This window comes from Megalodesulfovibrio paquesii (genome assembly GCF_054653055.1).
Genome location: NZ_BAAIGQ010000005.1, coordinates 1,262,788 through 1,284,944 on the forward strand (window position 1 = coordinate 1,262,788; position 22,157 = coordinate 1,284,944).

Annotated in this window: 22 protein-coding genes; 14 read left to right on the top strand and 8 right to left on the bottom strand. The window is 61.5% G+C overall.

What is annotated here, in order from left to right:
• Positions 1 to 22: 22 nt before the first annotated feature.
• From ACYQ00_RS12315 to ACYQ00_RS12325, 3 genes are read right to left on the bottom strand one after another with little or no spacing between them, the layout of a single operon-like run.
• Positions 23 to 1,105 carry an agmatine deiminase family protein gene (locus ACYQ00_RS12315; protein WP_460032535.1) on the bottom strand — a complete coding sequence of 361 codons (1,083 nt, stop codon included), beginning with the start codon at positions 1,103 to 1,105 and terminating at the stop codon, positions 23 to 25.
• A gap of 1 nt (position 1,106) precedes the next feature.
• Positions 1,107 to 1,439, bottom strand: a complete 333-nt coding sequence (locus tag ACYQ00_RS12320; protein ID WP_460032397.1) for a hypothetical protein — start codon at positions 1,437 to 1,439, stop codon at positions 1,107 to 1,109.
• A gap of 28 nt (positions 1,440 to 1,467) precedes the next feature.
• Positions 1,468 to 2,457, bottom strand: a complete 990-nt coding sequence (locus ACYQ00_RS12325) for a hypothetical protein (protein WP_460032398.1) — start codon at positions 2,455 to 2,457, stop codon at positions 1,468 to 1,470.
• Between the two features lie 191 nt (positions 2,458 to 2,648).
• Between ACYQ00_RS12325 and ACYQ00_RS12330 the strand changes: the two genes are divergently transcribed.
• The 7 genes from ACYQ00_RS12330 to dsrP all read left to right on the top strand — a co-directional run bounded on the left by ACYQ00_RS12330 (position 2,649) and on the right by dsrP (position 8,931).
• Entirely contained in the window at positions 2,649 to 3,155 is a 507-nt protein-coding gene (locus tag ACYQ00_RS12330) for an RDD family protein (protein ID WP_460032399.1), read from the top strand.
• Positions 3,156 to 3,329: 174 nt separating this feature from the next.
• The gene (locus tag ACYQ00_RS12335; protein WP_460032400.1) at positions 3,330 to 3,866 is read left to right on the top strand and encodes an RsbRD N-terminal domain-containing protein; all 537 of its coding nucleotides are present in this window, start codon (positions 3,330 to 3,332) and stop codon (positions 3,864 to 3,866) included.
• Positions 3,867 to 3,903: 37 nt separating this feature from the next.
• Entirely contained in the window at positions 3,904 to 4,920 is a 1,017-nt protein-coding gene (gene dsrM / locus ACYQ00_RS12340) for a sulfate reduction electron transfer complex DsrMKJOP subunit DsrM (protein ID WP_460032401.1), read from the top strand.
• Positions 4,921 to 4,943: 23 nt separating this feature from the next.
• Positions 4,944 to 6,572: a sulfate reduction electron transfer complex DsrMKJOP subunit DsrK gene (dsrK, locus tag ACYQ00_RS12345; protein WP_460032402.1), complete on the top strand. Its 1,629-nt coding sequence runs from the start codon at positions 4,944 to 4,946 to the stop codon at positions 6,570 to 6,572.
• 2 nt (positions 6,573 to 6,574) lie between these two features.
• A complete protein-coding gene (dsrJ, locus tag ACYQ00_RS12350; RefSeq protein WP_460032403.1) occupies positions 6,575 to 6,958 on the top strand; it encodes a sulfate reduction electron transfer complex DsrMKJOP subunit DsrJ in 384 nt (127 codons plus the stop codon).
• Positions 6,958 to 7,758, top strand: a complete 801-nt coding sequence (gene dsrO / locus ACYQ00_RS12355) for a sulfate reduction electron transfer complex DsrMKJOP subunit DsrO (RefSeq protein WP_460032404.1) — start codon at positions 6,958 to 6,960, stop codon at positions 7,756 to 7,758. Before dsrJ ends, dsrO begins: the two co-directional genes overlap by 1 nt.
• A 12-nt stretch (positions 7,759 to 7,770) precedes the next feature.
• Positions 7,771 to 8,931, top strand: a complete 1,161-nt coding sequence (gene dsrP, locus ACYQ00_RS12360; protein ID WP_460032405.1) for a sulfate reduction electron transfer complex DsrMKJOP subunit DsrP — start codon at positions 7,771 to 7,773, stop codon at positions 8,929 to 8,931.
• 372 nt (positions 8,932 to 9,303) lie between these two features.
• Here dsrP and ACYQ00_RS12365 read toward each other — a convergent pair whose 3' ends face one another.
• From ACYQ00_RS12365 to pgi, 3 genes are all read right to left on the bottom strand, one after another.
• A complete protein-coding gene (locus tag ACYQ00_RS12365; protein ID WP_460032406.1) occupies positions 9,304 to 10,953 on the bottom strand; it encodes a serine hydrolase in 1,650 nt (549 codons plus the stop codon).
• A gap of 237 nt (positions 10,954 to 11,190) precedes the next feature.
• On the bottom strand, positions 11,191 to 11,535 hold the full coding sequence (locus ACYQ00_RS12370; RefSeq protein ID WP_460032407.1) for a carboxymuconolactone decarboxylase family protein: 345 nt from the start codon (positions 11,533 to 11,535) through the stop codon (positions 11,191 to 11,193).
• A gap of 102 nt (positions 11,536 to 11,637) precedes the next feature.
• A complete protein-coding gene (pgi, locus tag ACYQ00_RS12375) occupies positions 11,638 to 13,302 on the bottom strand; it encodes a glucose-6-phosphate isomerase (RefSeq protein WP_460032408.1) in 1,665 nt (554 codons plus the stop codon).
• 182 nt (positions 13,303 to 13,484) lie between these two features.
• Here pgi and ACYQ00_RS12380 point away from each other — a divergent pair, with 182 nt between their 5' ends.
• Both ACYQ00_RS12380 and ACYQ00_RS12385 read left to right on the top strand, forming a co-directional pair.
• Complete coding sequence (locus tag ACYQ00_RS12380; protein ID WP_460032409.1) at positions 13,485 to 13,826, top strand: DsrE family protein; 342 nt, start codon at positions 13,485 to 13,487, stop codon at positions 13,824 to 13,826.
• Between the two features lie 58 nt (positions 13,827 to 13,884).
• Positions 13,885 to 14,067 carry a hypothetical protein gene (locus tag ACYQ00_RS12385; RefSeq protein WP_460032410.1) on the top strand — a complete coding sequence of 61 codons (183 nt, stop codon included), beginning with the start codon at positions 13,885 to 13,887 and terminating at the stop codon, positions 14,065 to 14,067.
• Positions 14,068 to 14,360: 293 nt separating this feature from the next.
• On the opposite strand, the gene ACYQ00_RS12390 is transcribed toward ACYQ00_RS12385, so the two are convergent.
• The gene (locus ACYQ00_RS12390; RefSeq protein ID WP_460032411.1) at positions 14,361 to 15,512 is read right to left on the bottom strand and encodes an aminotransferase class V-fold PLP-dependent enzyme; all 1,152 of its coding nucleotides are present in this window, start codon (positions 15,510 to 15,512) and stop codon (positions 14,361 to 14,363) included.
• Positions 15,513 to 15,659: 147 nt separating this feature from the next.
• Between ACYQ00_RS12390 and ACYQ00_RS12395 the strand changes: the two genes are divergently transcribed.
• Entirely contained in the window at positions 15,660 to 16,484 is an 825-nt protein-coding gene (locus ACYQ00_RS12395) for a hypothetical protein (RefSeq protein WP_460032412.1), read from the top strand.
• 8 nt (positions 16,485 to 16,492) lie between these two features.
• Positions 16,493 to 17,245 carry a hypothetical protein gene (locus ACYQ00_RS12400; RefSeq protein ID WP_460032413.1) on the top strand — a complete coding sequence of 251 codons (753 nt, stop codon included), beginning with the start codon at positions 16,493 to 16,495 and terminating at the stop codon, positions 17,243 to 17,245.
• Between the two features lie 78 nt (positions 17,246 to 17,323).
• On the opposite strand, the gene ACYQ00_RS12405 is transcribed toward ACYQ00_RS12400, so the two are convergent.
• The gene (locus tag ACYQ00_RS12405; protein WP_460032414.1) at positions 17,324 to 18,523 is read right to left on the bottom strand and encodes a cysteine desulfurase family protein; all 1,200 of its coding nucleotides are present in this window, start codon (positions 18,521 to 18,523) and stop codon (positions 17,324 to 17,326) included.
• 236 nt (positions 18,524 to 18,759) lie between these two features.
• On the opposite strand from ACYQ00_RS12405, the gene ACYQ00_RS12410 reads away from it, so the two are divergent.
• From ACYQ00_RS12410 to ACYQ00_RS12420, 3 genes are all read left to right on the top strand, one after another.
• Positions 18,760 to 19,836 (top strand): hemolysin family protein, encoded by a 1,077-nt coding sequence (locus tag ACYQ00_RS12410; RefSeq protein ID WP_460032415.1) that lies wholly within the window; start codon positions 18,760 to 18,762, stop codon positions 19,834 to 19,836.
• Between the two features lie 51 nt (positions 19,837 to 19,887).
• Positions 19,888 to 20,310: a cytochrome c maturation protein CcmE gene (locus ACYQ00_RS12415; protein ID WP_460032416.1), complete on the top strand. Its 423-nt coding sequence runs from the start codon at positions 19,888 to 19,890 to the stop codon at positions 20,308 to 20,310.
• A 178-nt stretch (positions 20,311 to 20,488) separates the two neighbouring features.
• Positions 20,489 to 21,931, top strand: a complete 1,443-nt coding sequence (locus ACYQ00_RS12420; RefSeq protein ID WP_460032417.1) for an SPFH domain-containing protein — start codon at positions 20,489 to 20,491, stop codon at positions 21,929 to 21,931.
• Positions 21,932 to 22,157 lie beyond the last annotated feature (226 nt).

Here is a 22,157-nt window from a genome sequence, read left to right on the forward strand (position 1 = left end):
CTCCAACGCGTGCGCACAACCCTTACCGAAGTATGCCCGCCGGTTCCTCGTGGCTCAGGCAGTGTATGGCGCCGTAGCCAAGAATCAAATCCCCGGCATGCACCCCCACCACCTGCCGTCCGGGAAACAGTTCCGCCAGAATGCCCAGGGCCACGCGATCCTTGGGCGAATTGAATGTGGGGACCAATATGGTCCGGTTCAAAATGGCAAAGTTGGCATAAGACGCCGGCAATCGCCGCCCCTTATACACCAACGGATCAGGCATGGGCAGAGGAATAACCCGCAAGGCGCTGCCATCCTGAAGGGTTTCCCCTTGCAGACGGGCAAAGTTTTCCGCAAGAGGCTTATAGTTGATATCAGATACATTGCTTTCCTGCGCCAGGACCACCGTATCGGGAGAGACGAAGCGGCAGAGGTCGTCCACATGGCCATGGGTGTCGTCCCCGGCAATACCATGGCCGAGCCAGATGGTCTTTTCTATGCCCAGGTACTGCCGGAAGAGGCCTTCGTAGTCCTGCCGGGTAAAGCCGGGGTTGCGGATTTGCACGGCAGGGTCGAGGTAGCATTCCTCGGTGGTCAGCAGTGCGCCACGGCCGTTGGAATCGATGCCGCCGCCCTCCAGGGCCACGTGACGGCCATTCCAGATGGCCGGAACGAGATTCCAGCCCCGGGCGGCTGCCAGGGCCGGGGGGATTTCTATGTCCCGCAAATGGTTCGGATACAGCGCCCAGCCGGTGAACCGGAAATGCACCGCATCCAGTCCCCCGTCTGCCCGGCGGCAAAAGGAGGGCAGATAGTCCCTGGCCCAGGCGCGGTCCGTGGGCTGCTGGAAGAACTCCAGCCAGGGCTCGCCGTCTGTGCCTTCCAGCACGGCATCCACCGGAACCTCCACGCTGGCCAGCAGAGCCCGGACCTTCTGCTCCAGCGCGGCATCCTGCACCAGCAGGCGCACCCGCTCGCGTCCCGCAAGGACGCGGAGCATTTCCGCATACACCCAGGGAACACAGGCCGCCTTGGGGGTGTAATCCGCAGCATTATGGGGCCAGGTCATCCACAAGGCGTCCAGGGGGTCGAATTCCGCCGGCATGCAGCAGGCGCGAGACATCTCAGCCACAGTTGTCCTCCGCGGTGGCCGGTCCGAACTTGGTCACCAGATTGTCCTCGTGTTTGATGAAATACCAGACGCCAGTGGTCTTGAGACCGCGCCCGCTGCGCTCGCGCTGGGGCAGCTGATAGCACAGGGTGGTCACCCGGCCATTGGCTTTGGTGGCATCCGGTTCGCCCAATTCCATGAGCACCTGTTGCTTGGTCATCCCCACATGCAGATTGCGGAGGCCGTCCACCCGTTTTGGCCAGGTGTCATCCCGCAGGGCCGCACAACCGGCCGCCAGACAGATCGCTGCCATGAGCGCCGCACAACGAACGAAATAGCTGATCATACTATCTGCTCTCTTCAAAAAAACCAGGCTAGGGGGCCAGCTTGCGTGGCCGGGCAGGCGGCTCCACGCGCACGGCAGGCGCAACAGCCTGTTCCGGCAGGTTGGACCGCGCCTTGTACGAGTCGCCCAGTTTGCAACGATTGATGAGTTCCTGCAACCGTTGCTTGAGCACAAAGGCCTGCATGCCGTCAGTGATGGAGGTGTGGAACACCAGGGCGCTGTCTGTATGTTCGGAGAGCTGCTTGCCGCCCCGTTGTTGTTCCAGAATCACGGCATCCTTATCCGCAGCATGCAGGGTGAAGGAAAAGCCGCTGCCACTCTCGCGAGTGTAGGTCAGATCGTAAGCATCCATGCGGGAAAGGTTGGCCCGGCGGATAAAGCGATAGTCATACATGGGCTTGGTTTCCACCAGCAGGCAGTCCTGCAGCTCAAGTTGCGGCACATGCTCCTTGAGCGTCTGCAACAACAGCGCACGTTCCCTGTGGCGGGCTTCAGCCTGGGCCTGCACCTGACCTTTGGGAGTGCTGCCGTAATCGACATACACATACGGCTTGACGCTGTAGGCCTCCGGCCCGGCTGCCTGAACACTGATGAGGCGGACGGCGTCCAATGCCTGACGGAGCTGGGCTTCGCGGGCTTGCGTATCACGCTGCAATCCCAGGGCTTGCTCAATTCGAGTCAGCGCCGCCGGAGGGGCTGAGGGAGTTGCGGCAGGCGCCTTGGCAGGCTCGGATGCAGCGGCTGGGGGGGAGCCTTCGGACGATTTGGGAGCAGGCGCAGCCGGCCTCGGCGCAACAGGCCGGGTGATGGCCTGGAGTTGTTTCTGCTCAGGTGCGGACGAAGCCCCCTGCTTGCCACCTTGGCCCGGCGCATTGGGCCGGGGAACAATCTGAATGGTGAACTGCGGCTCGGCGGCCTCGCGCGCGGCCCATCCCGGTGCAGGCAGCCAACCGGCGCTCCAGCCCAAGGCTGCCGCCAACAGCACGAGCCATCCAGGTATTTTTCCGACCCTGTGCATACGCACACTCCTTCATCACCATGCCACTTGAGCCGGCGGACAACGCCCGACACCATGTCATATACCGCGAGCGAGCGCCCCTGGCAATGGCTGGAAAAAATTGCCAGACGGCCCGCCATGCAGTACAGCCAGGGAAAAGGACAACACGCATCGCGTCCTGGCGGAACCCCATCGCTCACGGAGGCAACCTCATGCAACGCAAGGGATTCGGGCCGCGTCTCGGCGCCGCCATTCTGGACTTTCTCATTGTGCTGGTCGGTGTTGGCATCATTTCTTTTTTCTTCAGCGCCACCCTGGGCGCCATCCTGGGCGGGACCCTGGCCGGTCCGGCCGGCGGCGTGGCTGGAGGTGCGGCCGGCGCGTATTACCTGACCGCCGTGCTCTTCACCCTGCTCGTCTTCGGGTACGGGCTTATCGAGGCCTTCACCGGCGCCTCTCCGGGCAAGCGCATGATCGGGCTGATTATCCGCAAAGACACCGGCGAAGCAGCCCCGCTTGCCACCCTGCTGCTGCGCTACCTGCTCAAGAATTCCGGCAGCGCCCTGACCTTCCTGGCCACGGTGACCGGCATGAGCCTTTTCGAAACCCTGAGCCAGTTCGCCGCGGCGGCCATAACCCTGGGCTTTCTGCTCACTCTGGGCGAGTCCAGACAGGCGCTGCACGACCGCCTTGCCGGAACAGCCGTGTACGCGAGTTGATGTTTTTTCGCTTGCGATTTCGAATTGATGAGCGCGAGTTCGCAGTGCCGTCTCAGGGCTTGTTTTTTTTTGGACAATCGCTGAAAAACCACTTATACGAGTTGCCACGCCGGGTAGGGCTGGCGTAGTGTGCCCGCGTTTTCCCAGCCAATTCAAGGAGCACGTGCCACCGCCATGTCTTTGCTAGCCATGTTGAGAAATGACCGGGACCAGATCGCCACCGCCTGGCGCGATGCGATTTACAGCACTTATCCATTTGATACGGCAGGTTTTTTGCGCAAGGGGCAGGATGAATTCTGTAATCCGGTAGGCATTCGCACTGCAGCCGCGGTGCAGGCCCTGACCAGCCACCTGTTAGAGGAAAAGATTCTGGATGATGTGTCTCTGGATGCCGAACTGGACGAGCTTGTCCGTGTCCGGGCGGTGCAGGACTTTTCCCCGGCCAAGGCTGTGGGTGCGCTGTTGCTGATCAAGAGTGTAGTACGCCAGCATCTGCCCAAGGTGGGCAAGCTGAAGGACCATGCGGAAGCGCTGTTGCGTTTTGAATCGAAAGTGGATAGCGTGGCGCTCCGCGGATTTGACATATATGTAAAATGTCGAACGCAGCTGTATGAAATGCGCCTGAAAGAGATCAAGAATCGACATGCGATGCTGTTTCGCCATGCCGGCCTGACGGCCGACACGGCGGCTGAAGAGACCCAGGATTCTTAATTACAGTAATCCTCAACAGGAAGCGAGGTGACGCTACATGGCATTCTTCATCTCCCTCATCCTCGTGCTGACGCTGTGCGCCGCGTCCTACTACGGGGCGGAGGCAGGCATGCAGTGGCTCTTCGGGATAACCCTCCCGTATCTGGCCATTGCAGGGTTTGTCTGCGGATTTGCGTACAAGGTGTATTCATGGGCCAAGTCTCCGGTACCGTTCCGCATTCCCACCACCGGGGGGCAGCAGTGGTCGCATGAATGGATCAAGAACGACCCGCTGGACAACCCCCACACCGTCGGCTGGACAGTGGGCCGCATGCTGTTGGAGATCCTGACTTTCCGTTCCCTGTTCCGGAATACGGAAGTGGTGATCCACCGCACCGAGGACGGCCCCCGCGTGGCGTACAACTCTGCGCGCTGGCTGTGGCTTTTTGGTTTGTTGTTTCACTACAGCTTCCTGGTGATTTTCCTCCGCCATTTCCGCCTGTTCCTTGATCCGGTGCCCTTCTTCGTGCGCGGGCTGGAATTCATGGATGGCATCTTCCAGATTGGCGCGCCCCGGCTGTATCAGACGGACATCCTGATTGTTGCCGCCGTGGCCTTTCTGCTGCTTCGCCGCGTCTTTGATCAGAAGCTGCGCTACATCTCGCTCATCAACGATTACTTCCCGCTCCTGCTCATCGGCGGCATTGCCCTTTCCGGCATTTACATGCGCTACCTGGGCAAGACGGACATCAATGCCGTGAAGACGTATGTCATGGGGCTGGTCACGCTGTCTCCGGTTTCTGCGGAAGGCATTGCGCCCATCTTCTTCATGCACCTGTTCCTGGTGTGTGCGCTGCTGCTGTACTTCCCCTGGTCCAAGCTGATGCACCTTGGCGGCGTCTTCCTCTCGCCCACGCGCAACCTGCCCAACGACTCCCGCATGCACATGCATGTGAACCCCTGGAATCCGCCCAAGAAGTACCACACGTACGAAGCGTACGAGGACGACTTCCGCGAATTCATGGTTGAGGCTGGTCTGCCGGTGGACAAACCCTTGGATAAAGCGGACGCCTAGTCGTGGCAAAGTAAGGAGAGGACATGGCCAAGTTCAATATGACTCCAGACGAGCTGCTCAACTTCCAGTTCGGTGCACCCACCGTGGGCTGGATGGAGCAAAAGCCCGTCTTCAAGGATGGCAATTTTGCCTATCCTGCCAAGGCAGACGTCATCCGGGATCTGGGCTTCCCCAACCCGCGCGAATGGTCGCCCCTGGACGAAGACTGGAAACTGCCTGAAAACTGGATGGAAATTGTTCGCGATGGCATGAAGGACCGCCTGGAACGCTACCGTTCCTTCAAGCTCTTCATGGATATCTGTGTGCGTTGCGGCGCCTGCGCCGACAAGTGCCACTTCTACATCGGCGGCGGCGACCCCAAGAACATGCCCGTGCTTCGCGCCGAGCTCCTGCGCTCCATCTACCGCGGCGAGTTCACCACCGCCGGGAAGATCCTGGGCAAGTGGGCCGGCGGCCGCCCCCTGACCATGGACGTGGTCAAGGAGTGGTTCTACTACTTCTACCAGTGTACCGAATGCCGCCGCTGCTCGCTCTTCTGTCCCTACGGCATCGATACTGCCGAAGTGACCATGATTGCCCGCGAGCTGCTGCAGCTGCTTGGCGTCAACATCAACTGGATGATGGAACCCGTGCGCAACTGTAACCGCATGGGCAACCACCTGGGCATCCAGCCCCACGCCTTCAAGGACATCGTTGACTTCCTGTGCGATGACATTGAAGCCGTGACCGGCATCCGCATCAATCCTCCCATGAACGAAAAGGGGCATGAAGTTCTCTTCATCACCCCCTCCGGGGACGTCTTTGCCGACCCTGGCATCTACACCTTCATGGGTTACCTGATGCTGTTCCATGAAATCGGCCTGGACTACACGCTCTCCACCTACGCGTCGGAAGGCGGCAACTTCGGCCTCTTCACCTCGCACGAGATGATGAAGAAGCTGAACGCCAAGATGTATGCCGAAGCCGAACGCCTGGGCAGCAAGTGGATTCTTGGCGGCGAGTGCGGGCACATGTGGCGCGTGATCAACCAGTACATGAGCACGCACAACGGCCCCTGCCCGTCCAACATGGTCACCCCCGTGAGCCCCATCACCGGCACCGTGTTCCGCAACGCCAGCGAAACCAAGATGGTGCACATTGCGGAATTCACTGCCGACCTGATCAAGCACAACAAGATCAAGTTCGACAAGCGCCGCAACTCGCACCTCAAGGTGACCTTCCATGACTCCTGCAACCCTGCCCGCGCCATGGGTATGTTCGAGGAGCCACGCGAAGTCATCAAGGCCTGCTGCGACAACTTCCATGAAATGCCGGCCCAGACCATCCGCGAGCAGACCTTCTGCTGCGCTGGCGGCTCCGGGCTGAACACCGAAGAAATCATGGAAATCCGCATGCGCGGCGGCCTGCCACGCGGCAACGCCCTGCGCCACGTGCAGCAGAAGCACGGCGTGAACATGATGTCCTGCGTCTGCGCCATCGACCGCGCCACCCTGGTGCCTCTGGCCGATTACTGGGCCCCTGGCGTAGAAATCTGCGGCGTGCATGAACTGGTGGGCAACGCCCTGATCATGAAGGGCGAGCAGGAGCGCACCATGGACCTGCGTCAAAACGACCTGCCCTACCTCGACGAAAGCGCTGAGGAGGATGCCTAATCATGTACAACGCGAAATACATCATCCCGGGGCTGGTCATTTTCCTGGGCCTCATCACTTTCCCGCTCTGGTTCAATGTCCTGAGCTTCTCCAAGTATCAGGCGCCCAAGCTGTCTTTGCCGGCGGATCAGCAGGAATGCATCATCGACGTCAAAAAAATGCGCGCCGAACACATGACCCTGCTCAACGACTGGCGGGACAAGTACGTCCGCCACGGTGAAATCACCTTCACCGCTTCCAACGGCAAACTCTACGACATGAGCCTGGTGAACACCTGCATGAGCTGCCACACCAACAAGGAACAGTTCTGCGACCAGTGTCACACGAAGAACAGCGTGTATCCCTACTGCTGGGAATGCCACATCGCGCCGAGGGGGAACCAGTAATGAGCAAGACCAGACGCGACTTCCTCAAGCTGGCTGGCGCCTGTGCCTGCACTGTGGCGGCCTCCCAGCTCGTTGCCGGAGACGCCGCCGCCTCCGATGCCCACGGCCACGCGCCCGCAGTTGCGCAGCCCGGGCATCAGCATGAGCACGCCCTGCACGGCACGCACTGGGCCATGGTGATTGACACCAAGCGCTTTGCTGACCCCTTGCTCGTGCAAAAGTGCGTTGACGCCTGCCACATCACCCACAACGTTCCCAAGATCGACGGCGACCAGGAAATCAAGTGGATTTGGGCCGCCAACTATCTGGAAACATTTACGGAACACAACCACTACCTGCCCCAGAACGTGGAAGACCGCAGCTTCATGCTGCTGTGCAACCATTGCGAAAATCCCCCCTGCGTGCGCGTGTGCCCCACCAAGGCAACCTTCAAGCGCTCCTGGGACGGCATCGTGCAAATGGACATGCACCGCTGCATCGGCTGCCGTTTCTGCATGGCCGCCTGCCCCTACGGCGCGCGCAGCTTCAACTTCAACAACCCGCGCCCCTACCTTGACGAAGCCAAGATGAATCCGAACTACCCCACCCGCATGCGCGGTGTGGTGGAAAAGTGCACCTTCTGCGTGGAGCGTCTGGCCCAGGGCCTGATGCCCGCCTGCGTCGAGGCTTCTGACGGGGCTATCCTCTTTGGCGATCTGGACGACCCGCATTCCGCCGTCCGCAAGGCCTTGGCCTCCAAGTTCACCGTCCGCCGCAAGGTCAGCCTGGGCACCGAACCGAGCGTCTACTACATCATCTAGAGGAACGAACCGATGCTCGAAAAAGCACTCAAAGGCTCTCCGCTGTACTGGTTCTGGCTGTTCTTCCTGGCGTGCGTGGCCGGGGTTGGAAGCATGGCCTATCTCTATCAGCTCAACTTCGGTCTCGGGGTCACCGGCATGAGCCGCGACGTCTCCTGGGGCTTTTACATCGCGCAGTTCACGTACCTCGTCGGTGTGGCGGCCTCGGCCGTGATGCTCGTGCTCCCCACGTACCTGCATCATTACAAGGCCTTCAAAAAGATGATCATCCTGGGCGAGTTCATGGCCATTGCCGCCGTGTCCATGTGCCTGCTGTTCATCATTGTGGACCTTGGCCAGCCGCAGCGCGCCATGAACGTCATCTTCCACCCCACCCCGGGGTCCATCCTGTTCTGGGACATGATCGTCCTGAACGGCTATCTGTTCATCAACCTGCTGGTCGGCTGGGTTACCCTGCAGGCCGAGCGCAATGAAGTGGCCCCGCCCAAGTGGATCAAGTTCTTCATCTACCTCTCCATCTTCTGGGCCTTCTCCATCCACACCGTCACGGCCTTCCTGTACGCCGGCCTGCCCGGCCGCCATTACTGGCTCACGGCCATCATGGCTGCCCGGTTCCTGGCCTCGGCGTTCTGCTCCGGTCCTGCCATCCTGCTGCTCCTGTGCTTCCTGCTCAAGCGGCTGGTGAACTTCGACCCGGGCAAGGAAGCCATCAAGAGCCTGGCCAAGATCATCACCTATGCCATGTCTCTGAACGTCTTCTTCTTCCTCTTGGAAGTCTTCACCGCCTTCTACTCCGATATCCCCGGCCACAAGGCCCCCATTGTCTACCTGTTCTCGGGCATGGACGGCTTTGCCCAGTGGGCGCCCTTTATGTGGTTCGCGGCGATCCTGGCCTTCATGTCCCTGGCCCTGCTTATTCCGGCCAAACTGCGTGACAACCATGACCTGCTGCCCTGGACCCTGCTCTTCCTGGTCATCGCCACCTGGATCGACAAGGGCATCGGCCTGCTGGTCGGCGGTTTCACGCCCAACATGTTCGAGACTGTGACCGAATATGTTCCCACCATCCCCGAGCTGGCCATCGTGCTGGCCATCTACGCCATGGGCGCGATGATCCTCACCGTGCTCTGGAAGGTGGCCCTCGGCATCAAGCAGGAAGTGGGGCACTTGTAGAAACGACGTAAAGAAAAGAGCATCGGGGGAACTGAGTTCCCCCGAGCCCCCTCCATCTGTTCGGCCCGGAGGATGCATCCAAAGGTAATGCATCCTCCGGGCCGAAGCTGTTTGTGGGATCAGGATACAAGTCGTTGACGGGAGAGGCTGCAGCTTCTCCATGGCCATTCACTGAATAGTCAGAGTCCTTCTAATCCGTCACGGCAGCCATCCTTCCTCCATTGCAACGGCGTACCCAGTGGCTTGCGTCTTCCAACCAAATGAAACAGCCCGGCATTGCGCGCAATGCCGGGCCAAAAAACATCCCCTGCTGGAAGGGGCCCGGGGGAACTCAGTTCCCCCGGCTTTTCTTTTCGTTCTTCCTTCTTTCTCTTACCGGGCAGCCTGGCTCTGCTCCATGGCCGCATCCATCTGGATGATGAGGGTATTGTCGAGGCGGAAGTTCTTTTTGAGCTGAGCGCGGAACTGGCGGGCGTCCTGGAGTTCGCCAAACGAGCCGATGACGACGCGATGCCAGGTGCCTTTCTGCTTCAGCTGCACGGTAACCACGCGGGCATCCAGGCCGCTGTTGCGCAGCTTTTGGGTGTGATCCTGCGCGCCATCGCGATCTTTCCAGGAACTCTCCTGGATAGAATAATAAACCCCTTGGGCCACGGCGGCGGGTTGCGGCAGGCCGCGAGGCACGGCCACGGGATCGAGCGCTTCGGGACGCTGAATGCTGCCGCGCATCTCATACGGGCTGGTGGCCACAATATGGTCAGCAAGCACAGCCACATGCGTAGCGGAGAAGGGGCCGTTTTCGTTGAGCACCGTGCGAACAGTCGGCTGAATGGCTGGTTCGGCAAGTGGCTGGGTGTTGGCCCTGGCCGAGCGGGCGCTGACATTTGCCGCCACAAGCCGGGCCGCCGGGGTGGGCCGGCTGGCGGGCACGGCAGGCCGATTGCTTTGGACTTCGAGAGCTTGTGGCGCTTCCGCGGTGGCATCGGCCAGGGCGTGGGCCTCGGCCATGTCTTCGTCATCAGGGATGTCGGAATCCCCCACCACCACATCGTCGGCATCCTCTTCAATGGCTGCAGAGGCATCCGCCAGTTGCACGGCCGGGGCTGGCTGCGCATGCGGCGAAGCGGCTGGCTTGGCAGGTGCGGATTCCAGCTCCGCCAGATCGCTCTTCAGTCCGGTAGCAGGGATGGAGACCTGCGCGGTGATGGCCGTTTTTGGCTGTTTGCCGGCAAAACAGGCATTGAGAATGGTGGTGGCTTCGCGATTGCGGATTGCCCAGCTTTGCCCGCCGAGCACCACGGCGATGAGGCGGCGATTGTTGCGCTTGGCGGTAACGATAATATTGAACCCGCTGGCGCGGACAAACCCGGTTTTCAGTCCGTCCACGCCGGGGCAGGTGCCCAGCAGACGGTTGGAGTTGGTCCGGGTGTATTTGTTGTGGGTGATGGAACGGGTGGAGTGAATGGTCAGTGCGTTGGGGAAGCGCTTGAGGTAGGCGGCGGCAAGCACGAGCTGATCGCGCGCGGTGGTCAGCTGGCCGGCTGCGGGCAAGCCGTTGGGATTTTTGTAGACGGTGTCCTTCATGCCCAGGGATTTGGCCTTGCGGTTCATGCTGGCCACAAACGTGGAAATGCCGCCGTAGTGCTCGGCCACGGCAATGCAGGCATCGTTGCCCGAGGCCACGGCCATGCCGTACATCAAATCCTTGAGGGTCACGACCTCGCCGGCCTTGAGGTTCATGGTGGAACCGCCGGTGTTGGCTGCTGTGACACTGACTTTGATTTTGTCGTTCAGGGAGGCTTTTTTCTGTTCAATCAACTCCCAGACAACAAACATGGTCATCACTTTGGTCAGTGAAGCAGGGGCGATTTTCCTGTGAGGGTCCTGCTCAAAGAGCACCGTGCCTTTGCCCGTGTCCATGACAATGGCGGATTTAACATTCAGATCCCCCGCCACAGCCACTCCGGAGAGGAGCAGAACAGCGAGCGTGCTGCAAACGAATGCTCGGATAACTTGGACCATGACGCTCCCCTGCGTTAATTGCGTTACACCTCACTCTATCATAGCGTAAAATAACATTTCAATACTTTCTCTACACTTTTTCAAACGGTATTGTTTATGCATAGGGATTAGCCCTGAATCCGCACGACGGATGCCCGCGCCTCGCATCACAGCAGAGTTGCTGAGACGATACACCAATCCGGGCCAGCCACCTGGCAGGCAATGCTGAATCGTGCCTGCCAGGTGGCTGGAATCCTGTTATTTTTTGGAGAACTGATCAAAGGCATCCAAGGCGCGGGAGGAGTACACCAGTGCGGCGCCGGCGTTAAGCGCCGTGGCCATGGCCAGGGTTTCGGCCAGTTCATCGCGGCTGGCGCCGAGTTCCACAGCCTTGGCAGCATGCACGGCAATGCAGGTATCACACCGCGTGGTCACGGCCACGGCCAGGGCAATCAGTTCGCGGGTTTTGCCATCCAGGGCGCCCTTGCTTCCGGCTGCGGATTCTATCGTGCCCAGCCCCTTCATGATTTTGGGATTGGCCTGATCCAGCGCGCCAATGGCGCCGGCTGCTTCCTTGAGAAATTCCTGCCAGTTATTCAGCATGATCCACTCCTTTACGGGAATGCGCCGCCCGCCTCCCATGGCGGTATCCTGCGTCATTTTCAACCCAATGACCAGCAGCCAGGACGTATTATTTGCGGTGGGTTATTTTTGATGTGCCTTGAACCAGGCCATGAGCCCGGCGGTAGAGGCGTCATGTCCTGCGGGAGGGGCCGGGGAGTCACTGCGCAATTCCTTCTCGATGGTTTTAGCAAGTTGCTTGCCAAGCTCCACGCCCATCTGATCGTAGGAGTTCACCCCCCAGATGGCCCCCTGCACGAAGATTTTGTGCTCGTAGCAGGCGATGAGCAACCCCAGGGTGCGCGGGGTCAGGATGGGATAAAAGATGGAGGTTGTCGGCTTGTTACCGGGAAAGACCTTGTGCGGCGCCAGGCGTTCGGCATCGGCATCGGGGAGCCCGGAGGCACGCAGTTCCTCCAGCGCCTCCCCGAGCGTGCGACCGCGCATGAGGGCTTCGGTCTGCGCCAGGAAATTGGCGATGAGCAGCAGGTGATGTTCGCCCACGGGATTCAGGCTGCGCGCCGGAGCCAGGAAGTCGCAGGGAATGAGCCGGTCGCTCTGGTGAATCAGCTGATAGAAAGCGTGCTGCCCGTTGGTGCCGGGCTCCCCCCAGATGATCGGGCCGGTGGCGTAATCCACGAATTCGCCGTCCAGGGTGACCCGCTTGCCGTTGGACTCCATATCCCCCTGCTGAAAGTAGGCGGCAAATCGGTCAAGGTACTGATCATACGGGAGAATGGCCTGCGTCTCCGCGCCAAGGAAGTTGATGTACCAGATTCCCAGCAGGGCCATGAGCACCGGGACATTCTGGTCCAGCGGCGCAGTGCGGAAGTGCTCATCCATGGCGAAGGCGCCGTCCAGAAGCTCGTCGAAGCCTTCGGGCCCAATGGCCAGCATGATGGACAGGCCAATGGCCGACCAGAGCGAATACCGGCCGCCCACCCAGTCCCAGAACTCGAACATGTTCGCCGTGTCGATGCCAAAGGCCGAAACTGCGGTGTGGTTGGTGGAAAGGGCCACGAAATGCCGGGCCACCTGCGCAGGATCCTTGGCATGTTCCAGGAACCAGGCCTTGGCCGTGGCGGCATTGGCCATGGTTTCCTGGGTGGTGAAGGTCTTGGAGGCCACGATGAACAGGGTGGTTTCCGGATTCAGACGTTTGACGGTCTCCACCATGTGCGTGCCATCCACATTGGAGACGAAATGGCAGCGCAGCCGCTCGTGCCCATAGTGGGCCAGGGCGCGGGTGACCATCAGCGGGCCGAGATCCGAACCGCCGATACCAATGTTGACCACGTCGGTGATGGGGTTGCCGGTGTAGCCCAGCCACTCGCCGCTGCGGACCTTGCGGGCAAAGCCGCGCATCTTTTCCAGCACGGCGCGGATGGCGGGCATGGCGTCCTCCAGCTCGCCGGAGGCGCTGCGGGGGCCCATGGGCCGATCGGAGCGATTGCGCAGGGCCACGTGGAGCACGGCCCGCCCCTCGGTGATGTTGATGCGTTCTCCGGCAAACATGGCCTCGCGCCGTTCCTCCACGCCGCAGTCAGTGGCCAGGGCCTGGAGCAAGAGCAGGGTTTCATTGGTGATGCGATGTTTGGAAAAGTCGAACAGCACGCCTTCCACAGTCCGGGAGAGCTGTTCGAACCGCGTCGGGTCCTGGGCGAAAAGATCGCGCATGTGCACGCCGGCCATCTGTTTGGCATGGACGGCAAGCGCGTTCCAGCTCTCCAACAAGGTGCGGCTCTGCATGGGAGGGACTCCTTTGACGCAAGAGGAAAAAAGGTTCGGATTGCGGGCATCCTAGCGCACTATCACGGCAAAGAACAAGCGCGGACCAGTCCGAAACCGCTTGCAAGACGCAGCGAATCCCCGTAAGGAGCAAGCTCTCTAGAGGCCTTTCGCCTCGCAACAATTCAGCCGGAGCGTAATGCATGTCTTCCTCCCGTCTGGCGATCCTGTGGACGTCCAGCGACCGTGAAGTGGCTTTGACCATGGCGTTCATGTATGCCCGCAACTCCAAATCCAAAGGCTGGTGGGACACCGTTCGTCTGGTGGTCTGGGGGCCTTCCGCCGAAGTGCTGGCCATGGACCACGACTTGCGCCAGCAAATCCGCGACCTGCGCGAGCTGGGCGTGGAAGTGATGGCCTGCAAGGCCTGTGCGGATCTCTTTGACGTGGCCGACAGGCTGACGACCCTCGGCGTGACCGTGCAGTTCATGGGTCCCGAACTGACCGCCATGCTCAAGGACGACTGGAAAATTCTGACCGTGTAGCCCCCGGCTTCGGCCCCCGGCTCCGGCCATGCACTGCTCCGCCTGCGAGGCGATTCCTATGGACGACCGTCCCCGCCGTCCCTCTCCAGACCTGTCCGCACTGCTTGCAGCCATCAAACGCCGCAACAAGGAGGCATTGGCCGGAGTGGATACCGCCAGGGCCAAGGCGGCCAGTCTGCAGTCCCTCTCGCGCGCCCTGCGGCGGATCATGGCCACTGACGGCACCCCTCCGCACGACTGATCCAGTATTCCAATCTCCCGTCTTGCGTTGATGTTCATCCTGCGATGCAATGCCCGCGAGGTTTCACACCCTGGGCAGCATCGCAGGATGATTATATTATACTGATTCAAAAAGAAAAAACACCCTGGCGGCCGATTCCTCCACCGGAATCGGCATTCCCAGTGCCCGGGGCTATGCGACTGGCCCGAACCGGGGTGGACGGCGAGGGGGGGCCACATCGTCTCGCGTCAGGAATCTTGGCGGAACAAACGAGGGTTCCTTCCATGCAGGAAGGATCCCCCGAAGGCCCTGCCCTACCCTTCGGCCAGACCGGCTTCCAGCGCGGCCAACAGACGGGACACATCTTCAGCCGTATTGTACAGATGGGGGGCGATGCGGATGGACGTGCCCCGGACGCTGACGAAGACCTTGCGCGCGGCCAGGGCCTTGGCCAGCCCCTGCGGCAGGGTCCGGGAGCGCAGGCCGGTCATGTGCGGGCCACGGGCGGCCGGGGCCGGGGCCGAAAAGCCCAGGGCCGTGGCGGCGTCAAGGATGGTCTGCAGCATGGCGGCGTTGTGCGCGGCAATGTTCGGCACGGCCCAGTGGCGTAGCAGCTTCAGGCCCTCCTCCACCATGGGCAGCTGGATGAAGGCCGAGACGCCGCCCATGTCAAACAGGCGCGCCCCGCCACGGTAGGCGTCGGCATAGTCCACCAGCTTGGAAAAGTCGTCGCTGTCCTTGCGGTTGAGCCAGTTTTCTTCCAGGGGCTCGCCGTCGAACCAGCGGGGATGCACGATGCAAAAGCCGATGCCATAGGCCCCGAAGCACCATTTGTGCGAGGCCGAGACCACAAAGTCCGCATCGATGGCCGCCAGATCCAGAGGCATGGCGCCCAGGGCCTGGGTGGCATCCACGGTCAGGGCAATGCCGCGTTCCCGGCAACGCGCACCGATGCGCACCAAATCCACCAGGGTGCCGTCGGTCCAGTGGCAGGGCGGCAGGGCGGCAATGCCCACCCGCTCGCCAGCAGGACCATCCAGGGCGGTCAGCACGGCGGCTGTCCAGTCGTCATCTGCCGGTCGTTTCACGGTCACCAGATTTCCGCCCCCGGCACAGGCCTTTTTCTGCCAGCAGTAGACGTTGGAGGGGAACTGATCCTCCAGTACCAGCACGTCCTGTCCAGCCTTCAGGGGCAGGTTGCGGGCGGCGATGGCCAGGCCATAGGACGAGGCCGGGACAATGGCGATGCGCTCGCCGTCCACGCCAAAAACCTCGCCAGCCAGGGGGCGGATACGCTCCAGGGTGGCGAAGAAATCCGCCGGTCCCATGGTCCAGGGCTGGGCCTTGGCCTGCAGGGCCGCCGTTGCGGCCGCCACGCCGGCCCTGGGCAGGGGCGAAGTGAAGGCACAGTTGAAATAGGCAACATCTGCGGGGAGTTCAAACAGCTGGCGCGGGGTGATGGTCATGATTTCCCTCCAGGAAAGAGAGCGTTGTTGTGCGATATTGACAAGAAAAAGTCCAGCGCCCCCAGCACCCCTGAAGCAGAGCCCGCAAGTGTGGCTGCAGCAGGCGGGAGTTGCCTTCTGGGTCCGGCCTGGATACAGAACACTGTCATGCGGTACAACATAGCCAACACCACCCTCGCGAGCATCCTGGACCTGGGCCTCAAGTTGTTTCGCCACAACGCGCGCACAGCCCTGCTCATCGCCTTGGTGCTCTCCCTGCCTGATTTGCTGATCCTGGGCATCGACGCCATGGATGCGGGCCTTGCCCCTTCCGAAACCATCCAGGATGCAGCGGCCACCCAGACCCTGCCGCTGGCAAGCAACGGTGAGGATTCGCCGCTGCCGTCTTTCCTCGAGAACAACGCGGAATTCGATGCAAAGACGCTACTCGTGATGGCCATCGGGATGGTGCAGGTCTTTCTGCTCTTTCCGGTGACGTCCGGCGCTCTGGCCCTGTGCTATACCGCGGATCTCTTCGGGGAATCCCTCACCTGGAGCGCCGCCATCCGCCGGGCCTGGGGCCAGAAGGGCTCGCTGTGCACGGCCATGGCCCTCTCCACGCTGTACACCATCTGCGGCATGCTGCTGTTCATCCTGCCGGGGATTTACCTTGGCTTGCGCTACACGCTGATCTACCACGCCGCGGCCCTGGAGGGTGCGGATCCCCGGGGGGCCCTGCGCCGCAGCGGCGTGCTGATGCAGTCGCACTATCTGATGGCCCTGACGATCATGTTTCTGATGTGGGGGGTGACCATCGGCACCATCGTGGCCGTCTCCAGCACGGCCAGTCCGCTGGTGGCCGGTCTGGTACAGTGGGCGGCCGAGGCCGGGACCATGTGCCTCGTTTCCGCGTGTTACACGGCCCTGTATTTTGCCGCACGCAGCAAGCATGAACAATTCGACCAGACCATGGCGCTCTCGCGCCGGTCCTGAGTTCCCGCATGCAGGCCTTCGAGATCCGGGAACTGGGCCTTGGCGGGGTGCTGGACCATGCCCTCCGGCTGTACCGCCAGACCTTTTCCGACTGCCTCGTGGCCGTGCTGGCCATCTCCGGCCCATTGTACGTGATCAACGCCCTGCTGGACCGCGCCGCCACACAGGGCTTCCTGAGCCAGTCCGGGGCGGACACCTGGAACATCCTTGTGTTTCTGGTGTATCTTATCCTGCTGGTCCCCCTGCAGTATGCCATCGTCACCGCCACCCAGGCCGGAACCTACCTGGGCGCGCCGGTGTCGCGACAGGCGGCCTTTCAGCTGGCCAGGGGCTGCTATCTGCGCCTGCTCTGGGTCCGGCTGGTGCGCTACCTCCTGCTGCTGGTGGGCCTGTTGTTGGTGGTGTTGCCGGGCTTGTGGGTGTATGTGCGGTACTTTTTTGCGGAAGAAGCGATCATTCTGGAGGATGCCCGCTCCGGCGAGGCCCTGGGACGCAGCGCGAGCCTGAGCCGCGAGGTCTTCGGACTCATCGTGCTGGGCAGCCTGTGCTTTGGCCTGGGATCCGGCCTGCTGTATTTTTCCCTGGATGCCGTGGCCCAGCCCCTGCTGCGGCTCTGCCTGGAAGTGGCCGTGAGCGTGCTCCTGGTGCCGGCGGAACAGGCCCTGAGCTGCGTGCTCTATTTCTCCGCCCGCTGCAGCGGCGAGCAGTTTGATGTGGAACTGGCGACCCTGCGGACAGATCGGCGCCCGGAATCCACCTAACGCATTTTGAGAATTCATAAAGACGTATCGTGGGAACAGCTTTCTGGAGAAAGGTTCTTCCGCGCGCACTGGGCATTCTTACAATCCCGTTGCTCCAACGCCCAGGGCCCGGATCAGCCGCGTGGCCAGTTCCCGCATATCCGCCTCCGTGGTCAGCCGGCCCCAGGAGATGCGGATAGTGCCCAGCCCGTGCCGCGGTTCCACGCCCATGGCCTCCAGCACGGAGGACATCTTCATTTCCCCATTGTGCCCACCGTGGCAGGCCGCGCCGCCGGACACGGCCACGTCTTCCATGACCAGCGCCGAGAGCAGATCCCCGGCCCGCCGGTCGGTGAAGCCGAGGAAAAGCGTCTGCGGCAGGCGTTCCGCGCCATCACCATGAAGCACATAGGCCACGCCCTGCTCCCGGGCCTGATTTAGGGTCTGCAGGAGGATGGCCGCCAGGGCGCGTTGCCGGGCGGCTTCGGCAGGCAGATCCTCGGCAGCCAAGGCGCAGGCCTCACCCAGGGCGACGAGGGACGGGATGTTTTCCGTGCCTGGACGCAGGCCGCCTTCCTGCCCGCCGCCGTACACCAGGGGCGAAAGCCGCTCCCGCCGGCCCGGCGCGAACACCAGGGCCCCCACCCCCTTGGGGGCGTACATCTTGTGCCCGGCCACGGTCAGCCAGTCCACCCCCAGCGCGGGCAGGTTGACGGGAATCTTGCCCACGGCCTGGGCGGCATCGGTATGCAGCAGCACGCCATGGCGACGACACCGCGCGGCGATTTCGGCCATGGGCTGCAGCACCCCGGTTTCGTTGTTGGCCAGCATGACCGAGACCAGCCGCGGGCCGGGGAATTGCGCCGCTGTGGCCAACGCTGCTTCCAGCACATCCAGCCGGACCACCCCACGGCTGTCCACGGGCAGGATCTCCAGCCGCACGCCACACCTGGCCAGAATGCGGGCCGGACCGAGCACGGCCGGGTGCTCCACAGCGCTCACGGCCAGCCAGCCCGGCGCCTGCGGGTCAACCTCCCCCTCGCGCATGAACAATCCCAGCAAAGCCAGATTGTTCGCCTCCGTGGCGCCGCCGGTGAACACCACCTGCCCGGGCTCCACGCCCAGCAGGCCGCCCACCTGGGCCCGGGCGCGATCCATGGCTTCCCTGGCGTCCAGCCCGTCCCCATGGGCACAGCCAGGGTTGCCGGGGCGGTCTGAAAAATAGGGGAGCATGGCCGCAAGTACGCGAGGATGCACGGGAGTGGTGGCGTTACAGTCGAAATAGAGAGGCGAAGGCATGGCGGCTCCTGCGAGGTGGGAATTGAACAGCCAGTCGGGCAATCACGGTTGTGACCCGGCCGGCCGGTGAGGTCAAGATTCCATATTTTCGGCATTGCCTTTTTCCCGCCAGCCACGTAAAAGCATGATTGCCATGGACGAAGACCCTCCCCCCTCTCCCCGAATGCGCCGTCCCCGGTCGCGCGTTGTGCGATCGTTTTCTTCATTTTTTTCTCGCTGTTGCGTCGTGAGCGACCATGCCTGAACTCGTCTTGTGTTCGCTGGCCGCCATTCTCATTTCCGCATGGTGTTCCATGCTGGAAGCGTCCTTCTATTCGGTTCCGGCAAGCTTTATCGAGCACTTGCGCACCGAGGGCAAACGCTCCGGGCAGATTCTGCACAAACTGCGCTCGGACATCGACAAGCCCATCTCAGCCATTCTGATCCTGAACACCGTGGCCAACACCGCCGGGGCTTCCCTGGCCGGGGCCATCGCCAGCCGGGAGCTCGGCTCGGAGATGGCCGGCTACTTCGCCGCGCTGTTCACGCTTCTGGTGCTGTTCTTTTCGGAAATCGTCCCCAAGACCGTGGGCGTGGCCTATGCCCGGACCATCGCCCCGCTGATGGCCCGGCCCCTGCGGGTTATCGTCGTCATCCTTTGGCCTTTCATCTGGGTCACCAGCACCCTGACCCGCGTGCTCAAGCCCCGGAAAACCCGCTCGGAAATGACGGAAGATGACATCCGGGCCATCGTGGCCCTGACCCGACGGTCCGGCGTGCTCAAACCCTATGAGGAGCAGACCATCATGAATCTGCTGCTCATGGACCTCAAAACCGTCAGCGACATCATGACCCCGCGCACGGTGGTTTTCTCCCTGGCTGCGGAATCCACGGTGGCCGAGGCGAAAATATCCCAGGGCTTCTGGATTCACTCCCGCGTCCCCGTCTACAAGGGCGAGGACACGGAAAACGTGGTGGGCATCTGTTACCGACGTGACGTGCTCACCCTGCTGGCCGAGGATCACTTCGACACCACCATTGAGGAGATCATGCGGCCGGCCCGCTTTGTCCTCTCCACCCTGACCCTGGACCGATTGCTGGTGGAATTATTGGAATCCCGGGTACATCTGTTCGTGGTGCTGGACGAGTATGGCGGGATGGAGGGCGTGGTCAGCCTGGAGGACGTGGTGGAGGAAATGCTCGGCAAGGAAATTGTGGACGAGACTGACCGGGTGGAGGATCTCCAGGCCCTGGCCCGGGCCCGCAAAGAGCAGTTGACGAAAGCCAGGGAACGGTTACACAATAAACAACTTCCTGCTGGCCCAACGTCCTGACCAGACGTTCCTGACACCGAACGCCGCACAGAAAACCGGGAGAAGTCGTTCATGACCGGCAAGAAATCCAACACCAAGATCTACATCATTGCCCTGCTGTTGTTCGTGGGCGGTTTGGGCGCGCTGGTGGCCTCGGGCCTTTCGGAAAACAGCGTGTACTTCCTCAACGTTTCCGAAGCCCTGGCCATGCCCTCGGAAAAGCTGGGGGCCATGCGCATGTTCGGTCAGGTGGACGAACGCGACCTGAGCCAGTACCAAGGCATGCCCGGGGTGACCTTCCGGCTCATCGACAAGGATGATCCCTCCAAAACGCTGATGGTCGATTACAAAGGCGCCGTGCCGGACACCTTCAAACCCGGCGTGGAAGTGATTGTGGAAGGTTCCCTGAACAAGGCCGGCGGCCAGTTCACCGCCTCCACCCTCATCACCAAGTGTCCCTCCAAATACGAAAAGCAGAACCGGCAGGAAGGCTGACGCTTCCGCCATCATCCCAGCGACACTACGCCGCCTCTGCCTTCGGGCCGGGGTGGCTTTTTTGTGCACTGCAGGCTTTGTCACCAGATTGTCACATCAACATCCATCCGGCTGTGGTATGCTTCGCCTCCAGAACCAAGTTGTTTCCCGCCTGTGAACCTTAGCGCGGAGCATACCCATGCCTGACGAGTCCGATTTTTCTCGCCAGCCTTCCTCGCCGGAGCAACCCGCCGCCTCCGGGCGGAATCGCATGACTCCCATGCCCCAACTGCCCAGGCTCCCGTCCCTGGGGTTGCGGCGTTTCGGGGGGCTGCTCGTTGCGGGGGCCTGCGCCTTGCTGCTGTTCCTGGCTTTCGACAATATTATCGAGAACGTCAGCGCAGAAAAAATTGTCGTCAACCAGCGGTTCTATGTTGGCACCCTGGACTGGTGGCTGGAACCCGGCGTGCACTGGCAGCTTTTCGGCAAGGTGACCACATACCGGCGCTCCACGCAGTTCTGGTTTAGCAGCAACAATGACCAGGGCAGCCGGACCGAGCTCTCCATGCGCACCCGCTTCAACGACGGCGGGCATGCCAACATTTCCGGATCCGTACGGTTTGACCTGCCTCTGGAGTTGGACAAGCTAACAAATTTACACATAAAATACGGTTCGCAGGAGGCCATTGAGCAGCAGCTTATCCGCACCGTCATGGAACGCGCGGTGTACATGACCGGCCCACTCATGAGCAGCCGCGAATCGTACAGCGAAAAACGTCCCCTGCTGCTCACGTATATTGAGGATCAGGCCAAGCACGGCGTGTACAAGACCACGACCACCACCAAATACGTGGAAGACCCCGTCACCGGTGACAAACGTCAGGTGACCGTCTCCGAACCCGTGCTCGACTCCAAGGCGCCCAATGGTATCGCGCGCATGGAGAGCTCATCCATCGAGGAATATGGCATCAAGCTTTATAACCTCTCCATGAACATGATTGCCTATGATCAAAAAGTGGAGCAGCAGATTACCCAGCAGCAGCAGATCACCATGGACATCCAGACCAAAAAGGCCGAAGCCGCCAAGGCCGAACAGGATGCCATCACCGCCGAACAAAAAGGTCGCGCGGCCGCCGCAGAGTCCCGCTGGAAGCAGGAAGCGGAAAAGGCCATGGCCGTGGTCCGGGCCGAGCAGGACAAGCAGGTGGCTGAACTGGCGGCCCAAAAGGAATACAATGTGGCCAAGCTGGGTGCGGAAAAAGAACTGCAGGTGGCTTCGCTGCAAAAGGAAGCAGCAGAACAGCTGAAAGGGAAACTCATTCTGGAAGGCCAGGGCGAGTCTGAAAAGCGCAGGCTGATCATGCAGGCAGACAATGCCCTGGAAACCCGCCTTGCAGCCTGGAGAGAAGTGAACCGCAACTATGCCGAGGCGATTGCCCGGTACAGTGGCAACTGGGTGCCCCAGGTGCAGCTTGGCAGCGCGGCCGTTGCGCCTGCGGGTGTTGCGGGCAATACGGGCATGCCCGGCGCCCCGGGGGCCTATCAGCTGATCGATCTGCTGACAGCCAAAACCGCGCGGGATTTGGCGCTGGATCTAGGCATGAGCGCTACTTCAGGCCCGGCAGGTGCTTCGGGGAAATAGCGTTTCCGACCTTGAGGGAACCGTTACCATATTTTCACATTGCGCAGGCATGACCGGAAAACACGGGGCTGGCAATCCATCCCTCCGCGGCATGCTTTGTTTCCTGCCATATTTCCCGCCGGTTGCACCTCCCGGGTTGAAACCATATTGCGGCTCTTTGCCGGGTGCGGGGCTCTTCCCCTTCCGGCCGTTTCAGTTTAGGGTGCCGCCTTCCGACGACACGCAA

What these genes read in the sequence shown, in the direction of transcription:
- ACYQ00_RS12315 (WP_460032535.1), bottom strand. Translation starts at nt 1,105, where the DNA reads ATGTCTCGCGCCTGCTGCATGCCGGCGGAATTCGACCCCCTGGACGCC.
- pgi (WP_460032408.1), bottom strand. Translation starts at nt 13,302, where the DNA reads ATGCAGAGCCGCACCTTGTTGGAGAGCTGGAACGCGCTTGCCGTCCAT.
- ACYQ00_RS12365 (WP_460032406.1), bottom strand. Translation starts at nt 10,953, where the DNA reads ATGGTCCAAGTTATCCGAGCATTCGTTTGCAGCACGCTCGCTGTTCTG.
- dsrM (WP_460032401.1), top strand. Translation starts at nt 3,904, where the DNA reads ATGGCATTCTTCATCTCCCTCATCCTCGTGCTGACGCTGTGCGCCGCG.
- ACYQ00_RS12370 (WP_460032407.1), bottom strand. Translation starts at nt 11,535, where the DNA reads ATGCTGAATAACTGGCAGGAATTTCTCAAGGAAGCAGCCGGCGCCATT.
- ACYQ00_RS12380 (WP_460032409.1), top strand. Translation starts at nt 13,485, where the DNA reads ATGTCTTCCTCCCGTCTGGCGATCCTGTGGACGTCCAGCGACCGTGAA.
- ACYQ00_RS12325 (WP_460032398.1), bottom strand. Translation starts at nt 2,457, where the DNA reads ATGCACAGGGTCGGAAAAATACCTGGATGGCTCGTGCTGTTGGCGGCA.
- ACYQ00_RS12385 (WP_460032410.1), top strand. Translation starts at nt 13,885, where the DNA reads ATGGACGACCGTCCCCGCCGTCCCTCTCCAGACCTGTCCGCACTGCTT.
- ACYQ00_RS12320 (WP_460032397.1), bottom strand. Translation starts at nt 1,439, where the DNA reads ATGATCAGCTATTTCGTTCGTTGTGCGGCGCTCATGGCAGCGATCTGT.
- ACYQ00_RS12395 (WP_460032412.1), top strand. Translation starts at nt 15,660, where the DNA reads ATGCGGTACAACATAGCCAACACCACCCTCGCGAGCATCCTGGACCTG.
- ACYQ00_RS12405 (WP_460032414.1), bottom strand. Translation starts at nt 18,523, where the DNA reads ATGCCTTCGCCTCTCTATTTCGACTGTAACGCCACCACTCCCGTGCAT.
- ACYQ00_RS12410 (WP_460032415.1), top strand. Translation starts at nt 18,760, where the DNA reads ATGCCTGAACTCGTCTTGTGTTCGCTGGCCGCCATTCTCATTTCCGCA.
- ACYQ00_RS12330 (WP_460032399.1), top strand. Translation starts at nt 2,649, where the DNA reads ATGCAACGCAAGGGATTCGGGCCGCGTCTCGGCGCCGCCATTCTGGAC.
- ACYQ00_RS12390 (WP_460032411.1), bottom strand. Translation starts at nt 15,512, where the DNA reads ATGACCATCACCCCGCGCCAGCTGTTTGAACTCCCCGCAGATGTTGCC.
- dsrJ (WP_460032403.1), top strand. Translation starts at nt 6,575, where the DNA reads ATGTACAACGCGAAATACATCATCCCGGGGCTGGTCATTTTCCTGGGC.
- dsrK (WP_460032402.1), top strand. Translation starts at nt 4,944, where the DNA reads ATGGCCAAGTTCAATATGACTCCAGACGAGCTGCTCAACTTCCAGTTC.
- dsrO (WP_460032404.1), top strand. Translation starts at nt 6,958, where the DNA reads ATGAGCAAGACCAGACGCGACTTCCTCAAGCTGGCTGGCGCCTGTGCC.
- dsrP (WP_460032405.1), top strand. Translation starts at nt 7,771, where the DNA reads ATGCTCGAAAAAGCACTCAAAGGCTCTCCGCTGTACTGGTTCTGGCTG.
- ACYQ00_RS12420 (WP_460032417.1), top strand. Translation starts at nt 20,489, where the DNA reads ATGCCTGACGAGTCCGATTTTTCTCGCCAGCCTTCCTCGCCGGAGCAA.
- ACYQ00_RS12415 (WP_460032416.1), top strand. Translation starts at nt 19,888, where the DNA reads ATGACCGGCAAGAAATCCAACACCAAGATCTACATCATTGCCCTGCTG.
- ACYQ00_RS12335 (WP_460032400.1), top strand. Translation starts at nt 3,330, where the DNA reads ATGTCTTTGCTAGCCATGTTGAGAAATGACCGGGACCAGATCGCCACC.
- ACYQ00_RS12400 (WP_460032413.1), top strand. Translation starts at nt 16,493, where the DNA reads ATGCAGGCCTTCGAGATCCGGGAACTGGGCCTTGGCGGGGTGCTGGAC.